17 protein-coding genes are annotated in these 17389 nt (G+C 61.7%); 9 read left to right on the top strand and 8 right to left on the bottom strand.

All coding sequences use genetic code 11. The features are described 5' to 3' along the window. Positions 1-16: 16 nt before the first annotated feature. The 3 genes from GH983_RS16225 to GH983_RS16215 are packed head-to-tail and all read right to left on the bottom strand — an operon-like array spanning position 17 to position 2954. On the bottom strand, positions 17-1291 hold the full coding sequence (locus tag GH983_RS16225) for an ABC transporter substrate-binding protein (RefSeq protein ID WP_153762932.1): 1275 nt from the start codon (positions 1289-1291) through the stop codon (positions 17-19). A gap of 30 nt (positions 1292-1321) precedes the next feature. Next, positions 1322-1984, bottom strand: coding sequence for an alpha/beta hydrolase (locus tag GH983_RS16220; RefSeq protein ID WP_194842731.1), 663 nt, complete (start codon positions 1982-1984; stop codon positions 1322-1324). A gap of 13 nt (positions 1985-1997) precedes the next feature. Continuing rightward, complete coding sequence (locus tag GH983_RS16215; protein ID WP_054147757.1) at positions 1998-2954, bottom strand: VOC family protein; 957 nt, start codon at positions 2952-2954, stop codon at positions 1998-2000. Between the two features lie 187 nt (positions 2955-3141). Here GH983_RS16215 and GH983_RS16210 point away from each other — a divergent pair, with 187 nt between their 5' ends. The 3 genes from GH983_RS16210 (at position 3142) to GH983_RS16200 (ending at position 6359) form a co-directional block, all read left to right on the top strand. Then, positions 3142-4119 (top strand): LysR family transcriptional regulator, encoded by a 978-nt coding sequence (locus tag GH983_RS16210; protein ID WP_054147758.1) that lies wholly within the window; start codon positions 3142-3144, stop codon positions 4117-4119. A gap of 114 nt (positions 4120-4233) precedes the next feature. Next, on the top strand, positions 4234-5745 hold the full coding sequence (locus GH983_RS16205; RefSeq protein ID WP_246727410.1) for an NAD(P)/FAD-dependent oxidoreductase: 1512 nt from the start codon (positions 4234-4236) through the stop codon (positions 5743-5745). After that, positions 5742-6359: a CDP-alcohol phosphatidyltransferase family protein gene (locus tag GH983_RS16200; RefSeq protein ID WP_153762931.1), complete on the top strand. Its 618-nt coding sequence runs from the start codon at positions 5742-5744 to the stop codon at positions 6357-6359. The genes GH983_RS16205 and GH983_RS16200 overlap by 4 nt, the downstream gene beginning before the upstream one ends. 17 nt (positions 6360-6376) lie before the next feature. Here the strand turns inward: GH983_RS16200 and GH983_RS16195 are convergent, their stop codons facing one another. Continuing rightward, positions 6377-6985, bottom strand: a complete 609-nt coding sequence (locus GH983_RS16195; RefSeq protein ID WP_054147760.1) for an RNA polymerase sigma factor — start codon at positions 6983-6985, stop codon at positions 6377-6379. Positions 6986-7139: 154 nt separating this feature from the next. On the opposite strand from GH983_RS16195, the gene GH983_RS16190 reads away from it, so the two are divergent. The 6 genes from GH983_RS16190 (at position 7140) to GH983_RS16165 (ending at position 13041) form a co-directional block, all read left to right on the top strand. Further along, the gene (locus tag GH983_RS16190) at positions 7140-7934 is read left to right on the top strand and encodes a TVP38/TMEM64 family protein (protein ID WP_153762930.1); all 795 of its coding nucleotides are present in this window, start codon (positions 7140-7142) and stop codon (positions 7932-7934) included. 35 nt (positions 7935-7969) lie between these two features. After that, the gene (locus GH983_RS16185) at positions 7970-8215 is read left to right on the top strand and encodes a zf-HC2 domain-containing protein (protein WP_082347534.1); all 246 of its coding nucleotides are present in this window, start codon (positions 7970-7972) and stop codon (positions 8213-8215) included. 86 nt (positions 8216-8301) lie between these two features. Continuing rightward, on the top strand, positions 8302-9534 hold the full coding sequence (locus tag GH983_RS16180; RefSeq protein ID WP_371418492.1) for an ABC transporter substrate-binding protein: 1233 nt from the start codon (positions 8302-8304) through the stop codon (positions 9532-9534). A 72-nt stretch (positions 9535-9606) separates the two neighbouring features. Further along, entirely contained in the window at positions 9607-11262 is a 1656-nt protein-coding gene (locus GH983_RS16175) for an ABC transporter permease (protein ID WP_246727409.1), read from the top strand. Beyond that, positions 11262-11936 carry an ATP-binding cassette domain-containing protein gene (locus GH983_RS16170; RefSeq protein WP_153762928.1) on the top strand — a complete coding sequence of 225 codons (675 nt, stop codon included), beginning with the start codon at positions 11262-11264 and terminating at the stop codon, positions 11934-11936. The genes GH983_RS16175 and GH983_RS16170 overlap by 1 nt, the downstream gene beginning before the upstream one ends. Beyond that, entirely contained in the window at positions 11929-13041 is a 1113-nt protein-coding gene (locus GH983_RS16165) for an FAD-dependent oxidoreductase (protein ID WP_153762927.1), read from the top strand. Before GH983_RS16170 ends, GH983_RS16165 begins: the two co-directional genes overlap by 8 nt. A gap of 106 nt (positions 13042-13147) precedes the next feature. Here GH983_RS16165 and GH983_RS16160 read toward each other — a convergent pair whose 3' ends face one another. The 4 genes from GH983_RS16160 to GH983_RS16145 form a co-directional block, all read right to left on the bottom strand. Beyond that, entirely contained in the window at positions 13148-14458 is a 1311-nt protein-coding gene (locus GH983_RS16160) for an extracellular solute-binding protein (protein WP_153762926.1), read from the bottom strand. Positions 14459-14535: 77 nt separating this feature from the next. Continuing rightward, positions 14536-15387 carry a carbohydrate ABC transporter permease gene (locus GH983_RS16155; protein ID WP_069043198.1) on the bottom strand — a complete coding sequence of 284 codons (852 nt, stop codon included), beginning with the start codon at positions 15385-15387 and terminating at the stop codon, positions 14536-14538. After that, complete coding sequence (locus GH983_RS16150; RefSeq protein ID WP_153762925.1) at positions 15384-16265, bottom strand: carbohydrate ABC transporter permease; 882 nt, start codon at positions 16263-16265, stop codon at positions 15384-15386. The genes GH983_RS16155 and GH983_RS16150 overlap by 4 nt, the downstream gene beginning before the upstream one ends. Before the next feature lies 1 nt (position 16266). Continuing rightward, entirely contained in the window at positions 16267-17364 is a 1098-nt protein-coding gene (locus tag GH983_RS16145) for an ABC transporter ATP-binding protein (protein WP_153762924.1), read from the bottom strand. Positions 17365-17389 lie beyond the last annotated feature (25 nt).

The raw sequence follows: 17389 nt of genomic DNA, 5'->3' as shown, positions 1-17389 counted from the left end.
GGCGGGCCCATTTGTTTCATGCAAGCGCTTCCATCTTGCCGGCGGTCGGGATGTTCGGTGCCGTCTTGTTGTCGACGATGACGAGATCGAACGTGCCATCGTCCTTGCGACGCCATTGACCGCCGACAAGCGGCGTCTTGGTGACGTTCTTCGCCGCGAAGGGCGGCACGCCCTGGCCGTTCCATTCGACGCGACCGACGATCGTGTCGACCCTGGAGGAGGCGATTGCCGCTGCCACGGCTTCGGCATCCGTCACGTCGTCCACGCGTCCCATGACATTGGTTGCCATCTCGAACAGCGAGTGGATGAAGCCGATCGGCTGCGTCCAGGGGCGGCCGGTCTTGGCGGTGAAATCGGCTGCAAGTTCGCCTGCACTCTGGCCCGTCAGCGATGACTTGAACGGATGCTGCGCCGACCACCAGACTTCCGAGGAGAGGTTGTGTCCTGCGGGTCCAAGCGTCTCGACCGATTGCGGGAAGAGGATCGCCTTGGCGACGGTCACTGCTTTCGGATTGAAGCCCTGCTGCTTGGCCTGGTTCCAGAAAGTGGTGAAGTCAGGCGGAATGACGACGCCGGTGATGATGTCGCACTGACCGTCCTTGAAGGCGTTGACCTGGGCGGTGAAGTCGTCGCTCAGGTTCTGATAACGGCCTGGATCTAGCAGGTCGAAGCCGGCCTGCGCGAGGCCCGGCTTCAGGCCGACATTCGGATCACCCCAGGCATTGCCGTCTGCATCATTGGGGAAGAGGCCGCCGACCTTTTTGTTGGTGTCAAGCTGGCTCCACATGTTGGTGAAGACGGCGATGACGTCTTCCAGGCCCCAGAAGTAATGGTAGGCGAAGTCGAACGGTTTCCAGCTCTGTGGATCGCCCGGATTGCCCTGCTGCCCGATAAACCAGGGCTGCCACGGCGCCTTGGTGGATATGCACGGGATGCCTTCGGCCTCGCAGGTCGTGGCGACCGGATTGGTGTTTTCCGGGGTCGAGGCGACCAGCATCATATTGATCTCGTCCGAGAGGATGAGTTCCTTCGCCACGTCCGCCGCCCTGTTCGGGTTTGACTGGCTGTCCTTGACTATGATCTCGAAGTTCTTGCCTGCCTCGGTCGCGAGGAAGGAAGCGATGTTGTAGGCGTCACTCTCGCCGAAGCTTGCCAGCGGCCCGGTCTGCGGGCTGACATAGCCGAGCTTGATCTTGGCCCCTTGGGCGATCGCCGGTGCGGCGAGGCCCCCGAAACCATAGGCGAGACCGGTAGCAGCCCCCGCCTTCAGCAGTTTTCTGCGCGTAATCATGCTGTCCTCCTCCCAGTTGTGTTTGTGAAACTATGCCGCGACGCGGCGAAATGGCCGGCTTCCCTCCGCAAGATCGTGCAGGATCGCGTCCAATGCTGCGACTTCCATCTCGGACGCCTGGTGTATGCGTCCCGGAAAGAGTTCGCATCGGAGCCTCGCACGCGCCCTCCCAAGCGCTTCCGAGGCTTCTGCGAAAGCCGAGACCGGGATCCAGGGATCCTGATCTGAGCCGGAGAGATAGACGGGCATGCCGTCGAGATCGCGTGCGGGACGCTGGTCCGCCGCCTGACCCACACGGCAGCCGGTGAGATTGACCATCGCGCCGTTCCATGGCCCGAAGGCCATGGCATATTCGAGCGACAGGCAGGCGCCCTGGCTGAAGCCACCGATCAAGAGCGGTTTTTCCGGACCGCCTGCCTGTCGCAGGGCCCCCACAAGCCCGTTGACATAGTCGAGCGAGGCCTGAAGTTCGCTGCGCGTCGGGTCAGTCAGGGCATCGGTGGCACGCGCGGCATACCAGGAATTGCCTGTGGCGCGTGGCAGACAGAAGGATACGCCGCGCACCGAGAGCCGCCCGACGACCTGCTCGATCATGTCCTCGGGCGATTGGGTTCGCCCGTGAACGAAGACGCAGAGTACCTCGGCCTCCGCGGGTCCAACTCCTGCGGATAGCGGCTCGCCATGGATGGCCATGATCGCCTCCGGATCAGAAGTTGGCGGGTTCGAGACCGGCGATCAGCTCTTCGCGGCGATCCTCGAACCATGGCGGGAAGACGAGCGTCGAGCCGATGGCGTCGGCCGGCTCGTCCTTCGCCCAGCCGCCTTCGACCGACCAGGCGATCTCGAAGAGCGCCCCGCCTGGCGAGCGGACGTAGCAGGATTTGAAGTAGTTGCGATCCTTCTGGTCGGAGACGTCGGTGAAGCCGAGGCCTTCGATATGTGCCTTGAGCTTCAGCTGGTTCTCCTCGTTGACCGTGTTGAGCGCGAGGTGATGGATGGTGCCGCCCGATAGCGTCCAGGTGCCCTGCGGCCCGGTCGGCTGGTGAAGCACCTCGACCATGCTCGTCGGACCACCATTGTTCGGCACCGAGAACATCAGGCCCTCGTCGCTGTCGGCTTCCTTCTTCATGCCCATGCCAATCGTCAGGAAGTCGTCCATCGAGGTGCGGTCGAAGACGGCGATGGCTGCGCCGTAAATGCCGCGGATGCCCTGTACCTCGCCAATGCCCTCGGCCTCGTTGGTGATCGGCGGGCGGGTGTCCGCCGGGCTCTCGACCAGTTCATGGTCGATGCCGCAGGGATGGGCGAGCGCCACGCGGGTGATGCCGAAGCGGCTGGTCTTGGCGGCAGGAATGCCGCGCTCGTTCAGCCTGTCGACCCAGAAATCGGCCGAACCGACGGGGATCGACAGCTGGATGATCTTCGACTGGTTCGTGCCGCGTTTGCCGAAGATGCCGGGCTTCTTGAAGGGGAAGGTGGTGACGATGGTCGAGGGGTCGCCGCTCTTGGCACCGTAGTAAAGGTGGTAGACCGGGATCGTGCCATCGAAAAGCACGGTGCGCTTGATCGAATGCAGGCCAAGTGTCTTTGTATAAAAGTCATAGTCCTCCTGAGCGCCGTCGGTGCTCAGCGTGAGGTGATGATAACCCGAGATGAACGACATGTTTCTTCTCCTCCAGAAACTGCAAATATACGGATCGCGCCGATCCCCGACACACGGGCCCTCCAGCGGCTAACCGTGCCGCACCCGTTCTCCTCGCGTCGGAGCGGATCTACTCCAATTGTCAGACTATAGAGGGCGCAAGGCCGTCTGTTGATAAAATTGCTTATGCTCGATATAGCAGATCGCTATGAAGATCGATGAGCGTCATCTCGTCCAGCTTGCAGCCGTCGCCGAAACCGGTGGTGTCACGGAGGGTGCTGCCATGCTCGGCATGACACAGCCTGCGGTTTCGCGGACACTGTCCATGCTGGAGCGCCGGGTGGGTGAACCACTCTTCACGCCAGGCAAGCGCCCACTGCAACTGACACCGCTCGGCCAGCAGCTGGCCATCCAGGGTCGCTCGATCCTGGCCGCATCGCGCAAGGCGGTGGAGATCGTCCGCAGTTTCCAGTCAGGCACGACCGGGCGGATCAAGGTGGGCGGTGTGCCTTTCTTTATGGATGCCGTCATTTCCCAGATGATCGCGAGTTTCCAGTTGCGCGAGCGCGACATCATGGTCGAGCAGTCCTACGGCAACCTGCCAGATCTGCTGACCGAGCTCGATTCCAGCCAGATCGACGTTGCCATCACCCCGATCGGCAGCACGGACCTGAAGAGCGACTTCGAGTTTCAGCCGATCCTGCCGGGGCGCAACGTCCTGACCTGTGCCGTCGGGCATCCGCTGCTGAGGAAGCGGCGGCTTAGCATCGAAGATATCATGACCTATCCCTGGGTCGCGCCGCTTCCTGGCTCGCCTCTGGTGCTTGATTTGCACAATATCCTGATCACGCTGGGGATCAGCGAGTTGCAGGTCCGCTATTCCGGCGGCTCCCTGTTGTCGGTTGTCAACTACATCGCCTCGACCGATGCGCTGGCGATCCTTCCGCATTCGGTGGTCTTTTCCTTCAAGGGTGAGAACAAGATCTCTATCGTGCCCGTCGATATCCCTCAGCCGGAGCGGACGCTTGGCATCATCACCAAGCGCAAGACCTATCCGAACCCGGCCTGTCGCAAGTTTCAGGAACATATCGTCCGGGAATTCACCGACCTGAAGAAGGTGATCGAGCGCCACGAGAGATCGATCGTCTGGGGTGAGGGGCCCTTCCTTCCGGAACGGGATCGCTGATCCATTCCCGAGCCTATCCTCGGTGCCTGCGAAAAAAATGTTCTAAAGAGCGTAACGAAACGCAGTCTGCGCCGTCTAATCCGTGTAACCCCCAACGCGTCAGCGGAACCGTCAATGACAAGCACAGACCAAATGCCAGGCGCTTTAGCAACTGGCTGGACAAAGCCCAAGCGCTTCGATCGCAACCTCGTCGTGATCGGTGCGGGCTCGGCCGGGCTCGTCTCCGCCTATATCGCAGCCGCCGCCAAGGCGAAGGTGACGCTCGTTGAAGCCAACAAGATGGGTGGCGATTGCCTGAACTTCGGCTGTGTTCCGTCCAAGGCTCTGATCAAGAGTGCCAAGGTGGCGCATCAGATGCGCAATGCCGATCATTACGGTCTTGAAGCGGTCGAACCCAAGGTTCCCTTCTCGGCTGTTATGGAGCGGATCCACAAGGTGATCGCGGAGATCGAACCGCATGACAGCGTCGAGCGCTATACGGGTCTCGGCGTCGAGGTTCTCCAGGGCTATGCGAAGCTGATCGATCCGTGGACGGTGGAGATTGCGCTGAGCAGCGGCGGTACACAGCGGCTGACGACGCGGGCGATCGTGATCGCAACCGGCGCGCAACCCTTCGTGCCTCCGATCCCGGGCCTGGCTGAAGTCGGTTATCTGACCTCCGACACTTTATGGGAGCGGCTGCGCGACCGGCCGGAGGTGCCGCGTCGTCTCGTCGTTCTCGGCGGCGGGCCGATCGGGTGCGAGCTCGCACAAAGTTTCGCCCGGCTGGGCTCGCAGGTCGCTCAGATCGAGATGGCCCCGCGTGTGATGATGCGCGAGGATCCAGACGCGGCCGGCTTTGTCGAGGCGTCGCTGAAGGCCGATGGTGTGCAGGTGCTGACTGGCCACAAAGCGGTCTCCTGCGGCACGGATGGCGACGACAAATGGATCGAGGTGGAGCATCCCGGCGGCCGGGACCGTATCGGCTTTGACGAGATCATCGTCGCCGTCGGACGCGCGCCGCGTCTGAAGGGCTTCGGGCTCGAGGAACTCGGTATCAAGGTCGATCGGGTTGTCGAGACCAACGATTATCTTCAGACGCTCCACCCGAACATCCTGGCCGCCGGTGACGTGGCAGGGCCTTATCAATTCACGCATGTTGCCGGGCATCAGGCCTGGTTTGCCGCGATCAATGCGCTGTTTGGTGATCTCAAGCGCTTCAAGGCCGACTACTCGGTCATCCCCTGGGCGACCTTTACGGACCCGGAAGTGGCGCGCGTCGGCCTCTCTGAAACGGATGCAAAGGAGAAGAACATCCCCTACGAGGTGACGCGCTTCGGCATCGATGATCTTGATCGGGCAATCGCCGACAGCTCTGCACATGGCTTCGTCAAGGTGCTGACTGTACCCGGCAAGGACAAGATCCTCGGCGTCACCATCGTCGGCGAACATGCAGGCGATCTGCTCGCGGAATTCGTCTTCGCCATGAAGCACGGCCATGGGCTCGGAAAGATCCTCGGCACGATCCACATCTACCCGACGCTGGCCGAAGCGAACAAGATGGTGGCCGGGCAGTGGCGGCGCGCGCATATCAATGGTTTTCTGCTGTCGCTGCTTGAGCGCTTCCAGACCTGGAGGCGTGGATGATCGATGCGAAGATCCTGCCCCTGCAAAAGGCGGCGCTCCAACCAATCGCCGAGTTTCTTGCGAGGCGCGGCGTGCGGGCGGATCAGATCAGCGTCGTCGGTTTTATCGCCGGGTTCGGTGCCTTTGCGGCCCTCGGCTTCGGATACTGGCTGGCCGCGCTTCTACTTATCCTCGTCAATCGCGGCTTTGATGGCCTCGATGGTGCGGTTGCGCGTATTCAGGGGCCGACGGATCGCGGTGCCTATCTCGATATCGCGTTGGACATGGTCTTCTACGCGTTGATGCCGCTCGGCTTTGCGATCGCCTCGCCAGAGGACAACGCTCTGCCGGCGGCGATACTCATCGTCTCCTTCGTCGGCACGGGCTCTTCCTTTCTCGCCTTTTCGGCGGTCGCAGCAAAGCTTGGCCGCAACGCGCCAGAGTTTCCGACCAAGGGCATCTATTATGCGGGCGGTCTGGCGGAGGGTTTCGAGACGATCGCCGTCTTTGTCGCCATGTGCCTTTTCCCCGAGAGCTTTGCGCTGATCGCCTACGGTTTTGCCGCGCTTTGTGCGCTGACCACTGTCATTCGCTGGCGTCAGGGATGGGTCGCTTTCTCTCAGGGGCCGCGATGAAGGCTCGACACGCCGTTTCAGCTGACCGCGTTCAAGCGGTCGAGTGCGTTGCGGACCGCCAGCCGGGCGCGATGCAAGAGAACGCGCATATTGCCTTCGCTGATGTTGAGCAATGCGCATACCTCGCTGGGGTCGAGTTCCTGCTGGCCGCGAAGGATGAGCACGGCCCGTTGCGTCGGCGGCAGAGTGTCGATCACCTCTTCGACGTGCTGCAGCACGCTTCGACCCTCGATGTGACGTTCCGGGGTCAGGTTCTCCCAGAGTTCCGGGATCTGGCGCCAGTGGCCGCGACCGTCAAATGCGTCTGCCAGGCTGTCGCCACTGGCGTGATCGTCGAAGAAGACGGTGCGTCCTTCGCGTCTGGCGCGGCTGCGCGCCTTGTTGATGAGGATGGTGTAGATCCAGCTGGCAAGCGAGCTGCGGCCCTCGAAAAGGTCGATGCGACCGAGCACGGCGATCCATGTGTCCTGAACGACCTCCTCGGCAAGGTGCCGGTGCTGGACGATGCCGGTGCAGAAACGGATAAGCGCGGCATTGTGGCGCCGATAAAGAATGTCGAAAGCCGCAGCATCGCCATCCACCAGGCGCAAAACCAGAGCCTGATCATCCCCTTCGACCTGCGTCACGCCGCCCCTCACATCAATCCGGCGGCCATTAGCGAAACAATCATCTTTAAAGTCCAGCCGCATTCGCCCCCATCAAGTCATAGTGACCATGCCGTGTCTGTCGTCGCTGGCGATGCGGTCTTACAGCGCGTCGACTGCTTTTCTGGAGATGTCCATGACTGAACGCAACGCGTCTCGCCCCGGCCATCTATCGTCGGATGCGAACGAGCCCGCCTCACCAACCACGGCCCGCAGAAGCAAAATCTGGCGGTTTACGCCTGTGGTCGTCGTCCTTGCTGGCCTTGCTCTGGGCTATGCCTTTGGCCTGCAGGACTATCTCAGTCTGGCATTTCTCGCTGAACAGAGGCAGGCCCTGAGGGCCTATGTCGATGCCAATTTCCTCTGGTCGGCAATGCTTTTCCTTGGGATCTACATTGCCGCCGTCGCCTTCTCCTTCCCGGCCGCTTCGGTGTTGACCATCTTCGGCGGCTTTCTGTTCGGCTGGATGATCGGTGGCGCACTCGTCGCGGTCGGTGCCACGGTCGGGGCCTCGATGCTCTTCCTTGCGACGCGATCGGCCTTCGGCAGTTTCCTTCGCCATCGCGTCGACGGTGTCGTGAAGAAGCTTGCCGACGGCTTCCGCGAAAACGCTTTCGGCTACCTCTTCGTCATCCGTCTGGCGCCAGTCTTTCCGTTCTTCGTGGTGAACATTGCCGCAGCTCTTTTCGACATCAGCCTTGGCCGTTTTTTCGCGGCGACGTTCTTCGGCATCCTGCCCGGCACCTTTGCCTATGCCTATCTCGGGCAGGGTGTCGACAGCGTCCTCCTGGCCGCACAGGAGAGCGGCCAGGAAGCGAAGATCTCGGATCTTGTCACCCCGGAAATCACGCTCGCCTTTTTCGCGCTGGCGCTTGTCGCGCTGATCCCGACCGTGGTGCGGCAGATCCGCAAGCGGGGTGCTTCGCGATGAACAGTGAGATCACAGGGTTGGGGGAAGCTTAAGCCATGTTTCGATGCAGCGAAGTCGCCGAACGGGCGAGCCTTCTGATCGATGGCGAACTGGGCTTGTGGCCACGATTGAACATCCGTCTTCATCTGGCGATGTGTCGGGGATGCCGGGCATTCGTCGAGCAAATGCGGATAACCCGCGATCTTGCCGTATTGGCTGGGGCTGCGGAGGATCCGCTGCCGAGTGCCGAGATCGAGGCCGCGCTGGCCAGACGACGGATCCAGTCTGGACGACCATCATGAAATCCGTCGGACATCACGAGCGTAGTTCCAGAAAAAAGAGCCAATGTGCTCGAATGCCATAAGGTCAATTTCAGGGAGAAGGGCAGATCATGCGATTAATGACAGGGATTTTCGCCGCAGGGTTCATCGCGGCCGCCAGCGGTTTGCCAGCACTTGCGTCCGGCCCGGATCTTTCCGATTGGGCTGCCATCGAGAAGAGCGCTTCCGGCCAGACGGTCTATTTCAACGCTTGGGGTGGGTCGGAGAACATCAACGCCTATCTCGAATGGGTCGGCGCCGAGATGCAGTCGCGCTACGGAGTGACCGTCATCCAGGTGAAGCTCGATGACACCGCGAGTGCGGTCGCCAAGGTGATTGCCGAGAAAGCCGCCGGCAAGGACGCGGGTGGCTCCGTCGATCTCATCTGGATCAACGGCGAGAACTTCGTTTCGATGAAGCAGCAGGAGCTGCTTCTGACACCGGGCTGGGCGACTTCCTTGCCGAACTGGGTTTATGTCGATGTCGACAACCAGCCGACGATCCTGACCGATTTCACCGAGCCGACGGAGGGGTTGGAAAGCCCCTGGGGCGGCGCGAAGATGGTCTTCTTCTATGATAGCGCCCGGACCGACGCCTCAACCCTGCCTGACAGCGCAAGCCAACTGCTCGACTGGGCAAAGAAGAACCCCGGGCGCTTCTCCTATCCGGCTCCGCCTGATTTCATCGGTTCGTCCTTCCTCAAGCAGGTGCTGAGTGAAGTGATCGACGATCCGGGCAAGCTTGCCGAACCGGTGAACGAGGCAAGTTTCGAACGGGACGTCGAGCCGCTCTTTGCCTATCTCGACCAGCTTCATGACGCCGCATGGCGGTCGGGCAAGGCCTTTCCGCAAAACTATCCGGACATGAAGCAGAAGCTCGCCGATGGCGAACTCGACATCATCTTCGCCTTCAATCCGTCGGAAGCCTCTGCCGGCATCAAGGCAGGGGAGCTTCCCGACACGGTGCGATCCTTCACCTTCTCCGGCGGCACACTCGGCAATACCCATTTCGTTGCCATTCCCTACAATGCGAATGCCAAGGAAGGTGCGCTGCTGACGGCGAATTTCCTGATTTCGCCGGAGGCGCAGCTGCGCAAGCAGGATCCGACCTATTGGGGTGACCCGACCGTCCTTTCGATGGCGAAGCTGCCGGATGCCGATCGTTCTGCCTTCGCAGCACTCGATCTCGGCGTTGCGACGCTTTCGCCTGAAAAGCTGGGACCCGTTATCGCCGAGCCGCATGCCAGCTGGATGGAGCGGATCGAAGTCGAGTGGCGTCGACGCTATGCCAGCGGCAACTGAGCCGTGCAGGGAAGTCTGAAGGCTCGCAGTTTTGTCGATCGTTTGACCGCGCTTCTTCCTAGAAGCGCGGTCTTGCTTACGCTCGGCCTGTTGCTGCTGCCAATCGCCTTCGGCCTTCTCGGAACGCTCCTGCCAGCCTTTGGCTACCTGCCTGCGCTCGGCGGTGTGGGCCTCAGCCTTGAACCTTTCCGAGCTCTCGTTGCTACGCCGGGGCTTGTTCCGGCTGCCGTTCTCAGTCTGGTTACTGGGCTTGTCGCCACCATCCTCTCGCTCGGTATAACCCTGTTGTTTGTCGCGGGCTTTGCCGGGACACCCGTTCTTGCGCGCATCCAGCACATCATCTCACCGCTTCTCGCCGTGCCGCATGCTGCCGCGGCCTTCGGGCTCGCCTTCCTCATCGCGCCCTCCGGCTTTCTCATTCGGCTCGTGGCGCCGCTTTTCGGAATAGAGCGGCCGCCCGACATTCTCATTCCGCATGATCCCTGGGGGCTGGCCATGATCGCCGGCCTTGTGATCAAGGAAACGCCCTTCCTGTTCCTGGTGACCTTGGCGGCTCTGCCGCAGGTCGACCTCACTGCTGCCCGCAGGCTGGCAGCCTCTTTCTGCTATGGGCGGATTGCGGGTTTCGTCTATCTGCTCTGGCCAGCGCTCTACCGGCAAATCCGTTTCGCTGTTTATGCCGTCATTGCCTACTCGTCCTCGGTCGTCGACGTTGCCGTGATCCTCGGCCCCAATCTGCCCGGCACACTTGCCACGCGTCTCGTGCAGTGGATGAACGACCCTGACCTTTCCGTGCGGTTTCTCGCGTCGGCCGGTGCCGTATTACAGCTCGGCGTCACCCTCACCGCACTGCTTGCATGGTTCGGTCTGGAAAGATTGAGCACCATACTGCTGAGATCGTTCGGCGATCGCGGCTATCGTTTCGTGCATGACCTGACGGTCCGCAGGCTCGCGATGATCGCAGTCACCATCATAGGCGCAAGCGTGTTCGCGGGTCTTTTCCTCCTCGGTCTTTGGTCGCTCGCTGGCCTCTGGCAGTTTCCAGATCTTCTGCCGCGCGATTTCACCCTGCGCAGCTGGATGACGACCCTTCCGCGCATCGGCGATCCCCTCGTGACGACGCTGATCGCGGGGCTTGCCTCGACGCTGATCGCGGTGGTGCTGACTGTCGGCTGCCTAGAGCGCGAAATCCAGACGGGACGACGGGGCGGTGACAGGAGCCTGCTGCTCCTCTATCTGCCGCTCATCGTGCCGCAGATCGCCTTCGTTTTCGGCCTTCAGCTGCTCTTTGTCGGTAGCGGCAGTGATCAACGCCTCACCGCTCTCATCCTGGTGCATCTTGTGTTCGTGCTGCCTTACGTATTCCTGTCCCTTGCCGATCCGTGGCGGGCGCTCGATCGCCGCTATGAAATCATCGCCACCGCGCTCGGCCGCTCACGTCTCTCGGTGCTCCTGTCGATCCGCCTGCCGATGCTGATCCGCCCCATCCTGACCGCTCTTGCCGTCGGCTTCGCGGTCTCGGTTGGGCAATATCTGCCGACGGTTCTGATCGGGGAGGGGCGGCTGACTACCATCACCACGGAAGCTGTCGCACTCGCCTCCGGCAACAACCGCCGCGTCATCGGAGTCTATGCCCTGTTGCAGACCATTCTCCCCTTCCTCGCCTTCGTGCTTGCCGCGCTCTTGCCGGTTCTTCTCCATCGCAACCGTCGTGAGATGAGGGTGTGATGATGCCGCAAAGTCAGGTCGCCACGGGCCTTCGCCTCTCCAGCATCGTGATCTGCCTCGGAGATTTCAGGCTGATCGCGCTCGATACAGAAGTGCCCCCTGGCTCGATTTTCACAGTCATGGGTCCTTCGGGCTCAGGGAAATCGACACTGCTTTCCTTCATCGGCGGTTTTCTCGAGCCTGCCTTTCATGCGGAGGGTGGCGTCTCCGTTGGTGATGTTGATCTTCTGGCGCTTGCGCCGGAGCAGCGACGGGCTGGTATCCTCTTCCAGGATCCGTTGCTCTTTCCGCATATGTCCGTCGGCGCCAATGTTGCCTTCGCCATTCCCGGCGAGGTTTCGGACCGGAAGCTCAGATGGCGGATGGCAGCCGAGATCCTTCGGGAGATGGAGTTACCGGGCTTTGAGGATCGCGATCCGGCGACGCTTTCAGGTGGCCAGAAGGCGCGCGTGGCGCTCGCCCGTGTCCTGGTCTCGCAACCCCGCCTGCTGTTGCTCGATGAACCCTTCTCCAAACTCGACATGGCGCTTCGCAACCAGATGCGCTCACTCGTCTTTGACCGCGCTCGCAGCGCCGGTCTGCCGGTCATTCTTGTCACGCATGACGAGGCCGATGCGGAGGCGGCGGGCGGACCGGTGCATCGGCTTGGCGATCAGGGGAACGATCATGGATGAAGACGCCGGCATCAACGCCGAGATCCTGCTGCTCGGTGGTGGCCATGCGCATGTCGAGGTGATCCGGAGGCTTGGCCAGTTGGGTCTCGGGGCGAGGATGATGCTCGTCTCCCCTGGCCGATTTGCGCCTTATTCCGGCATGCTCCCGGGCTATATCGCCGGCGTCTACAGTTTTGACGACTTTCATATCGATCTGGCCGCATTGTGCTTGCGCTTCGGTGTGACCTTTCTCGAAACATCTGCCAGGCACATCGATCCCGAAGAACGCATCGTGCGCCTCGCAGAGGGCGGCGCCGTCGGCTACCGCTACCTTTCCGTCGATATCGGTTCCACGCCGTCGTTGCCGCTGGGGATATCAGCCGGCATTTCCGTCAAGCCGATTTCAAGTTTCACCGATCGCCTCGGACGGCTCGACGCTCTCATCGCTGCAGGCGAGAGCGTGAGGCTCGCAGTCGTGGGGCAGGGGGTGGCGGGGGTCGAGGTCGCTTTCGCCCTGAAGCAGAGATTTGCCGGCCGGGATGTCGAGATTGCGCTGATCGGTAGGTCTACGGTACCAGTGCCGGAGCGTAGCGTTCGAGCACGGCAATTGGTGGAGAAAGAATTGCAGGTGGCAGGGATCGCCCACCATCCGACTTTTGACGTGGTCGGTTTTCAAAACGGCGAAGTCGTCGCGCGAGATGGTCGGAGGCTTGTCGCCGACGAAGTCATCTGGACGACCTCGAGCGGTTCACAAGGGTTCCTGCGGGAGACCGGGCTTCTGCTCGATGCAGGAGGTTTCATCCGCGTCGACGAAAGCCTTCGCTCCCTGTCGCACCCGGATATCTTCGCCGCCGGTGACGTGGCATCTCTGGCTGATCCACGTCCCAAGGCGGGTGTCTTTGCAGTCCGTCAGGGCCCAGTCCTTGCGGACAACATCCATCGCAGTCTGAAGGGGGAGCCGCTCGAAGCCTATCGCCCGCAGCGATCCTGGTTGGTGCTGATATCGCTGCCGAACGGCCAGGCGATTGCCGACAAATGGGGATTGGCCGTTGTTGGGCGCTGGGTTGCCCGCTGGAAGGACCGGATCGACCGAGGTTTCATGCAACGCTACAAGTCGGATATGTGATCGCGCACTCCGTCACCTGGACGTGGGCTGTTCTCGGCGTGAAAAAAGCCCCGCACACCGAAGTGTGCGAGGCAGGCCAGGGAGGCCTTGGGGAGTTGGGCAGGGATCAGAGGTCGCCGAGCAGTTCGTTCACGCGGCTTTCTGCCGAAGCGAGCGCTTCATCGACCGACTTGTCGCCATTGACGGCAGCGCCGATTTCCTCGCCAATGATGTCCTGGATCGGGAACTGACGCTGGACCTCAGCCGGCAGGGAGCGGCCAGTGTCGGCAATCTTCGCGATGTTCTCGCGATGCGGAAGGTCCTTGAACTCGGCCATGTCGAAAACGGCCTTGGAAGCAGGCAGGTGACCGGTGCGGGCCCACTGGAAGTCGTTGTCAGAGAGGAACTTGAAGAGCTTGCCGATGGCATCCACCTGTTCCGGTGTGCGGTCCTTTTTCGGCATGACCCAGCTGTGGCCATCGGCATAGGTGCTGTCCTGCGCGGCAAAGAGTTGCGGTACGGGATAGACGGTATAGCTGTTCGAGAGCGCCGTGCCTTCATTCTCGGACTGGGCGACATAATCCCCGATCAGCCAGGTGCCGTTGATGGCAATCCCGCCTTCGCCGTTGGCAAAGCCCGAGACGGCGGCAGCATAGTCGAGGCCGGTCGTCGAGATGCCCTCATCCTTGGTGGCCTTCATCAGCTCGACGGCAGCCTTGGCTTCCGGCGTGTTCAGCTTGATTGCCGTTGGATCCGAGAAGAAGTCGGAGTTCTGCTGCTGCAGCAGGGTGTAGAGAATGCGCGCGTAGGAGGCCGTCTCGTTGGCCATGATCTGGATCAGATAGGGTTTTCCGGTCTTTTCCTGGAACTGCTTGCCCTGGGCGATCAGTTCTTCCCCTGATGTCGGGAGCATCGGCGTGCCGTCCGCGTTGACGAGACCTGCCTCCTTCATGAGGTTCAGGTTGACGTGGAAGAGCATTGTCCAGTTGTCGAAGGGCAGCCCATAGAGCTGGCCTTCCTTGGTGACGCCATTGCGGCCCGCATCGGTAAAGTTCTCCGGCGACACGCCCTGAGCGGCCAGGACTTCGTCGATCGGCTCGATCAGGCCACGGCTCTGATAGTCTGAGATCGCGGAGTAATGCATGGAGACGACCTCGGGTGCTGCACCGGAAGCCAGCTGGGCGTTCAGCTGGTCGTAACCCGGCCATTCGACCGTGGTGACGTTTACGTCGATATCCGGATTATCGGCTTCGAACTTGTTGACGAGTGCGGTGATGATGCCGCATTCGCCGACGGCGGCCGATACGTCGGTCACGCTGCCATAATCCGCCTCGCAGGCGCCGAAGAAGCGTTGCAGCTCGATTGTGGTTTGCGCCTGCGCCGAGGCGCCGTAGCCCAGCGCAGCGATCGCAACGGTGGTCATCAGAATCGTTTTCATCGTGTCTCACTCCCTTGTGTCGGGCTCCTGGCCCTGTTGGAATAAAGCCGGCCGGCTCCTCTCCGGCCGGGTAGGCTTCACTTCACCGCGCCGCCGGAAACGGCCGTCACGATGTGTTTCTGGAAGATCACGTAGACGATCAGCGCCGGGACGCTGGCGAAGACCGCCTGGGCCGCGAGAAAGCCCAGGCCCTCGCTCTGGGCAAAGTTGGATTGCGACGAAGCAAGCCCCACCGTCAGGGTGTACATTTCCTTCTTGGTCGCAGAGATCAGGGGCCACCAATAGTCGTTCCAGCCGCCCAGGAAGGTGAAGATACCGAGCGTCGCCTGTGCGGGCAGGGTCTGCGGCAGCATGACCTTCCAAAAGATCCGCCATTGCGAGGCGTTGTCGAGCAGTGCCGCCTCGTCGATCTCCTTGGGGATCGCCCGGAAGAACTGCGTCATCAGGAAGACACCGAAGGCGCCGGACAAGCCCGGCAGCATCAGGCCGAGATAGGTGTTGTGCAGGCCGAACCAGTTGAACATCTGGTGGCGGGCGATGATGACCGCCTGTTCGGGGACTGCGAGACCGAAGAGGACGATAATGAACAGCGTCCGGCGGAAGGGGAATTCGAGCCGCCCAAATCCGTAGCCGGCGAGCGACGACAGCACCAGAACCAGCAGGGTCTGACCGCTGGCCACGACGAGGCTATTGAAAAACCAGCCGAAGACCTGGGAGGAATGCCAGATGTTCAGGTAGTTGGCGATCGTGTAGGGCGCGCGGAAAACCGAGTCAGTGCCTACCATCAGATCCTGGTTGCTCTTGATCGACAGGCCGATCAGCCAGGCCACCGGCGCCATCATGACGACGGAGAGGAGGGCGGCGCCCCAAAGCAGTGGCCTGTAGGTCGTCAGCACTTCCGGCTTGTAGGTGTCGTCTCGGGCGGTCATGCGCCGTCCTCCGTCTTGCGCGTGGACACGATGTACTGCGCCATCGCCGCCACGAGGATGATCAGGAAGAGGTATTGCGACGCTGCTGCCGCACGACCGACATCCCATCGGACGAAGCCGACTTCGTAGATGTACATGACCAGCGGACGCGAGGATCCGTTAGGGCCGCCGTTGGTCATCAGTTGGGCCTGTCCGAAGAGCTGGAACTGGAAGACGATCTGGATGATCGTGACCAGCATGATGGTGCGCGCAATCGACGGCAGGGTAATGCGTGTCAGGACGCGCCAGGGGCCGGCATTGTCCAGGGAGGCTGCTTCATAGAGATCCTGAGGGACCTGCTGGAGTGCCGCCAGAAAGAGCATCATCGGCAAGCCGACACACCACCAGACGGTCGCGACACCGACGGCGAACAGCGACCAGCCTTTGGTCGAGATGAAGTTGATCTGGTCGATGCCCGCCTGCGCGAACAGCACGGACAACAACCCGTCTCCCGGAATGAAGACGAAGCGCCAGATCAGGGTGACGATGGTCACCGAGAGCACCGAGGAGGAAAAGAAGAGCCCTCGGAAGAAACTGGTCGTGCGCGTTGTCCTGTTGAGCGCCAGCGCCAGGAACAGGCCCAGCGCCACGAGTGTCGGCACGCTGACCAGGACAAAGACGATGGTGTTGCGCAGGGCCTGCAGGAAGACGGCGTCGCCGGCGACCCGGAAGTAGTTGGTCAGGCCAACAAAGCGGCCCGGACCGAAGAGGTCCACCTTGTGCAGGCTGAGCCACATGCCCCAGAAGAGGGGAAACACGAGTAGGGCGATGAAGACCAGCAGATAAGGCAGGATGAAGAGCCCATGGCTCCACTGACTGCGGCGATAGCTCTCGGCCATGTCACTCCACCTCCCTGCGATAGGCGCGACCATCGGCGCCGAAGAGGTGGAAGGCATGCGGATCGGCCGAGACCATGACCCGGTCTCCGGCCTTGATCAGCGAGCGGCCGTCTGCTTCCACGACAAGCTTGCTGCCGTCGTCGAGCACGCCGTAGACGAGAGATCGATCGCCAAGGCGCTCGACCACTTCGGCCGTCAGCGGCACGCCGCTGGCTCCGTCGATGACGATGCCGACATCTTCCGCGCGAATGCCGAGTGCTGCACCTTCAGGACTGGAACCATCCGCGACATGGAAGCCGGTGTCGACAGTTCCAAGGCCTGCCGTACTGACGGCAAGGCCTGTCGCGGTGTTCTGCCAGGCGGCAACGGGCAGGAAGTTCATGGCCGGAGAGCCGATGAAACTTGCGACGAACTTGCTCGCCGGACGCTGATAAACATCCATCGGCGTCCCGATCTGTTCGATCTTGCGGGCGTTCATGATGACGATCCGGTCGGCAAGCGTCATCGCTTCCACCTGATCGTGGGTGACGAAGATCATCGTCGAGCCGAGGCGGTGGTGCAGTTGCGCAAGCTCGAGGCGCGTGCGGCCACGCAAGGCCGCGTCCAGATTGGACAGCGGCTCATCGAACAGGAAGGCCTTTGGCTCCTTGACGATGGCGCGGCCGATGGCGACGCGCTGGCGCTGGCCGCCCGAGAGCTTCTGTGGCTTGCGATCGAGCAGGTGGCCGATCTCGAGTGTTTCTGCGGCGGCGAGCACGCGGCTCTCGATCTCGCCCTTGGCCATGCCGATGTTTTCGAGCCCGAAAGACATGTTCTGCTTCACTGTCATATGCGGATAGAGCGCATAGGACTGGAAAACCATGGCGACCCCACGCTTGCCTGGTGGCAGGGTGTCGACGCGCTGGCCGGCCACCGAGATGGTGCCGCCCGTGACGTCTTCGAGGCCCGCGATCATGCGGAGCAGAGTGGACTTGCCGCAGCCCGAAGGGCCCAGGAAGACGACGAATTCGCCCGCTTCAATGGACAGTGAAATGTCCTCGAGTACGGTCAGCGCGCCGTAGCGCTTGGTGACGTTGTCAATTTCAATCGAAGCCGACATGGTTTCTCCTCCCCGTCGTCGATTG

The sequence above is a fragment of the Agrobacterium sp. MA01 genome (assembly GCF_009650195.1).
Taxonomy (GTDB): domain Bacteria; phylum Pseudomonadota; class Alphaproteobacteria; order Rhizobiales; family Rhizobiaceae; genus Allorhizobium.
The sequence above is the reverse complement of the archived record's forward strand: the minus strand, read 5'-3'. Positions and strand labels throughout refer to the sequence as shown.

Excerpts from the sequence above, each read along its gene's own strand:
- GH983_RS16225 (WP_153762932.1), bottom strand. The coding sequence starts at position 1,291 with ATGATTACGCGCAGAAAACTGCTGAAGGCGGGGGCTGCTACCGGTCTC.
- GH983_RS16220 (WP_194842731.1), bottom strand. The coding sequence starts at position 1,984 with ATGGCCATCCATGGCGAGCCGCTATCCGCAGGAGTTGGACCCGCGGAG.
- GH983_RS16215 (WP_054147757.1), bottom strand. The coding sequence starts at position 2,954 with ATGTCGTTCATCTCGGGTTATCATCACCTCACGCTGAGCACCGACGGC.
- GH983_RS16210 (WP_054147758.1), top strand. The coding sequence starts at position 3,142 with ATGAAGATCGATGAGCGTCATCTCGTCCAGCTTGCAGCCGTCGCCGAA.
- GH983_RS16205 (WP_246727410.1), top strand. The coding sequence starts at position 4,234 with ATGACAAGCACAGACCAAATGCCAGGCGCTTTAGCAACTGGCTGGACA.
- GH983_RS16200 (WP_153762931.1), top strand. The coding sequence starts at position 5,742 with ATGATCGATGCGAAGATCCTGCCCCTGCAAAAGGCGGCGCTCCAACCA.
- GH983_RS16190 (WP_153762930.1), top strand. The coding sequence starts at position 7,140 with ATGACTGAACGCAACGCGTCTCGCCCCGGCCATCTATCGTCGGATGCG.
- GH983_RS16185 (WP_082347534.1), top strand. The coding sequence starts at position 7,970 with ATGTTTCGATGCAGCGAAGTCGCCGAACGGGCGAGCCTTCTGATCGAT.
- GH983_RS16170 (WP_153762928.1), top strand. The coding sequence starts at position 11,262 with ATGATGCCGCAAAGTCAGGTCGCCACGGGCCTTCGCCTCTCCAGCATC.
- GH983_RS16165 (WP_153762927.1), top strand. The coding sequence starts at position 11,929 with ATGGATGAAGACGCCGGCATCAACGCCGAGATCCTGCTGCTCGGTGGT.
- GH983_RS16160 (WP_153762926.1), bottom strand. The coding sequence starts at position 14,458 with ATGAAAACGATTCTGATGACCACCGTTGCGATCGCTGCGCTGGGCTAC.
- GH983_RS16155 (WP_069043198.1), bottom strand. The coding sequence starts at position 15,387 with ATGACCGCCCGAGACGACACCTACAAGCCGGAAGTGCTGACGACCTAC.
- GH983_RS16150 (WP_153762925.1), bottom strand. The coding sequence starts at position 16,265 with ATGGCCGAGAGCTATCGCCGCAGTCAGTGGAGCCATGGGCTCTTCATC.
- GH983_RS16145 (WP_153762924.1), bottom strand. The coding sequence starts at position 17,364 with ATGTCGGCTTCGATTGAAATTGACAACGTCACCAAGCGCTACGGCGCG.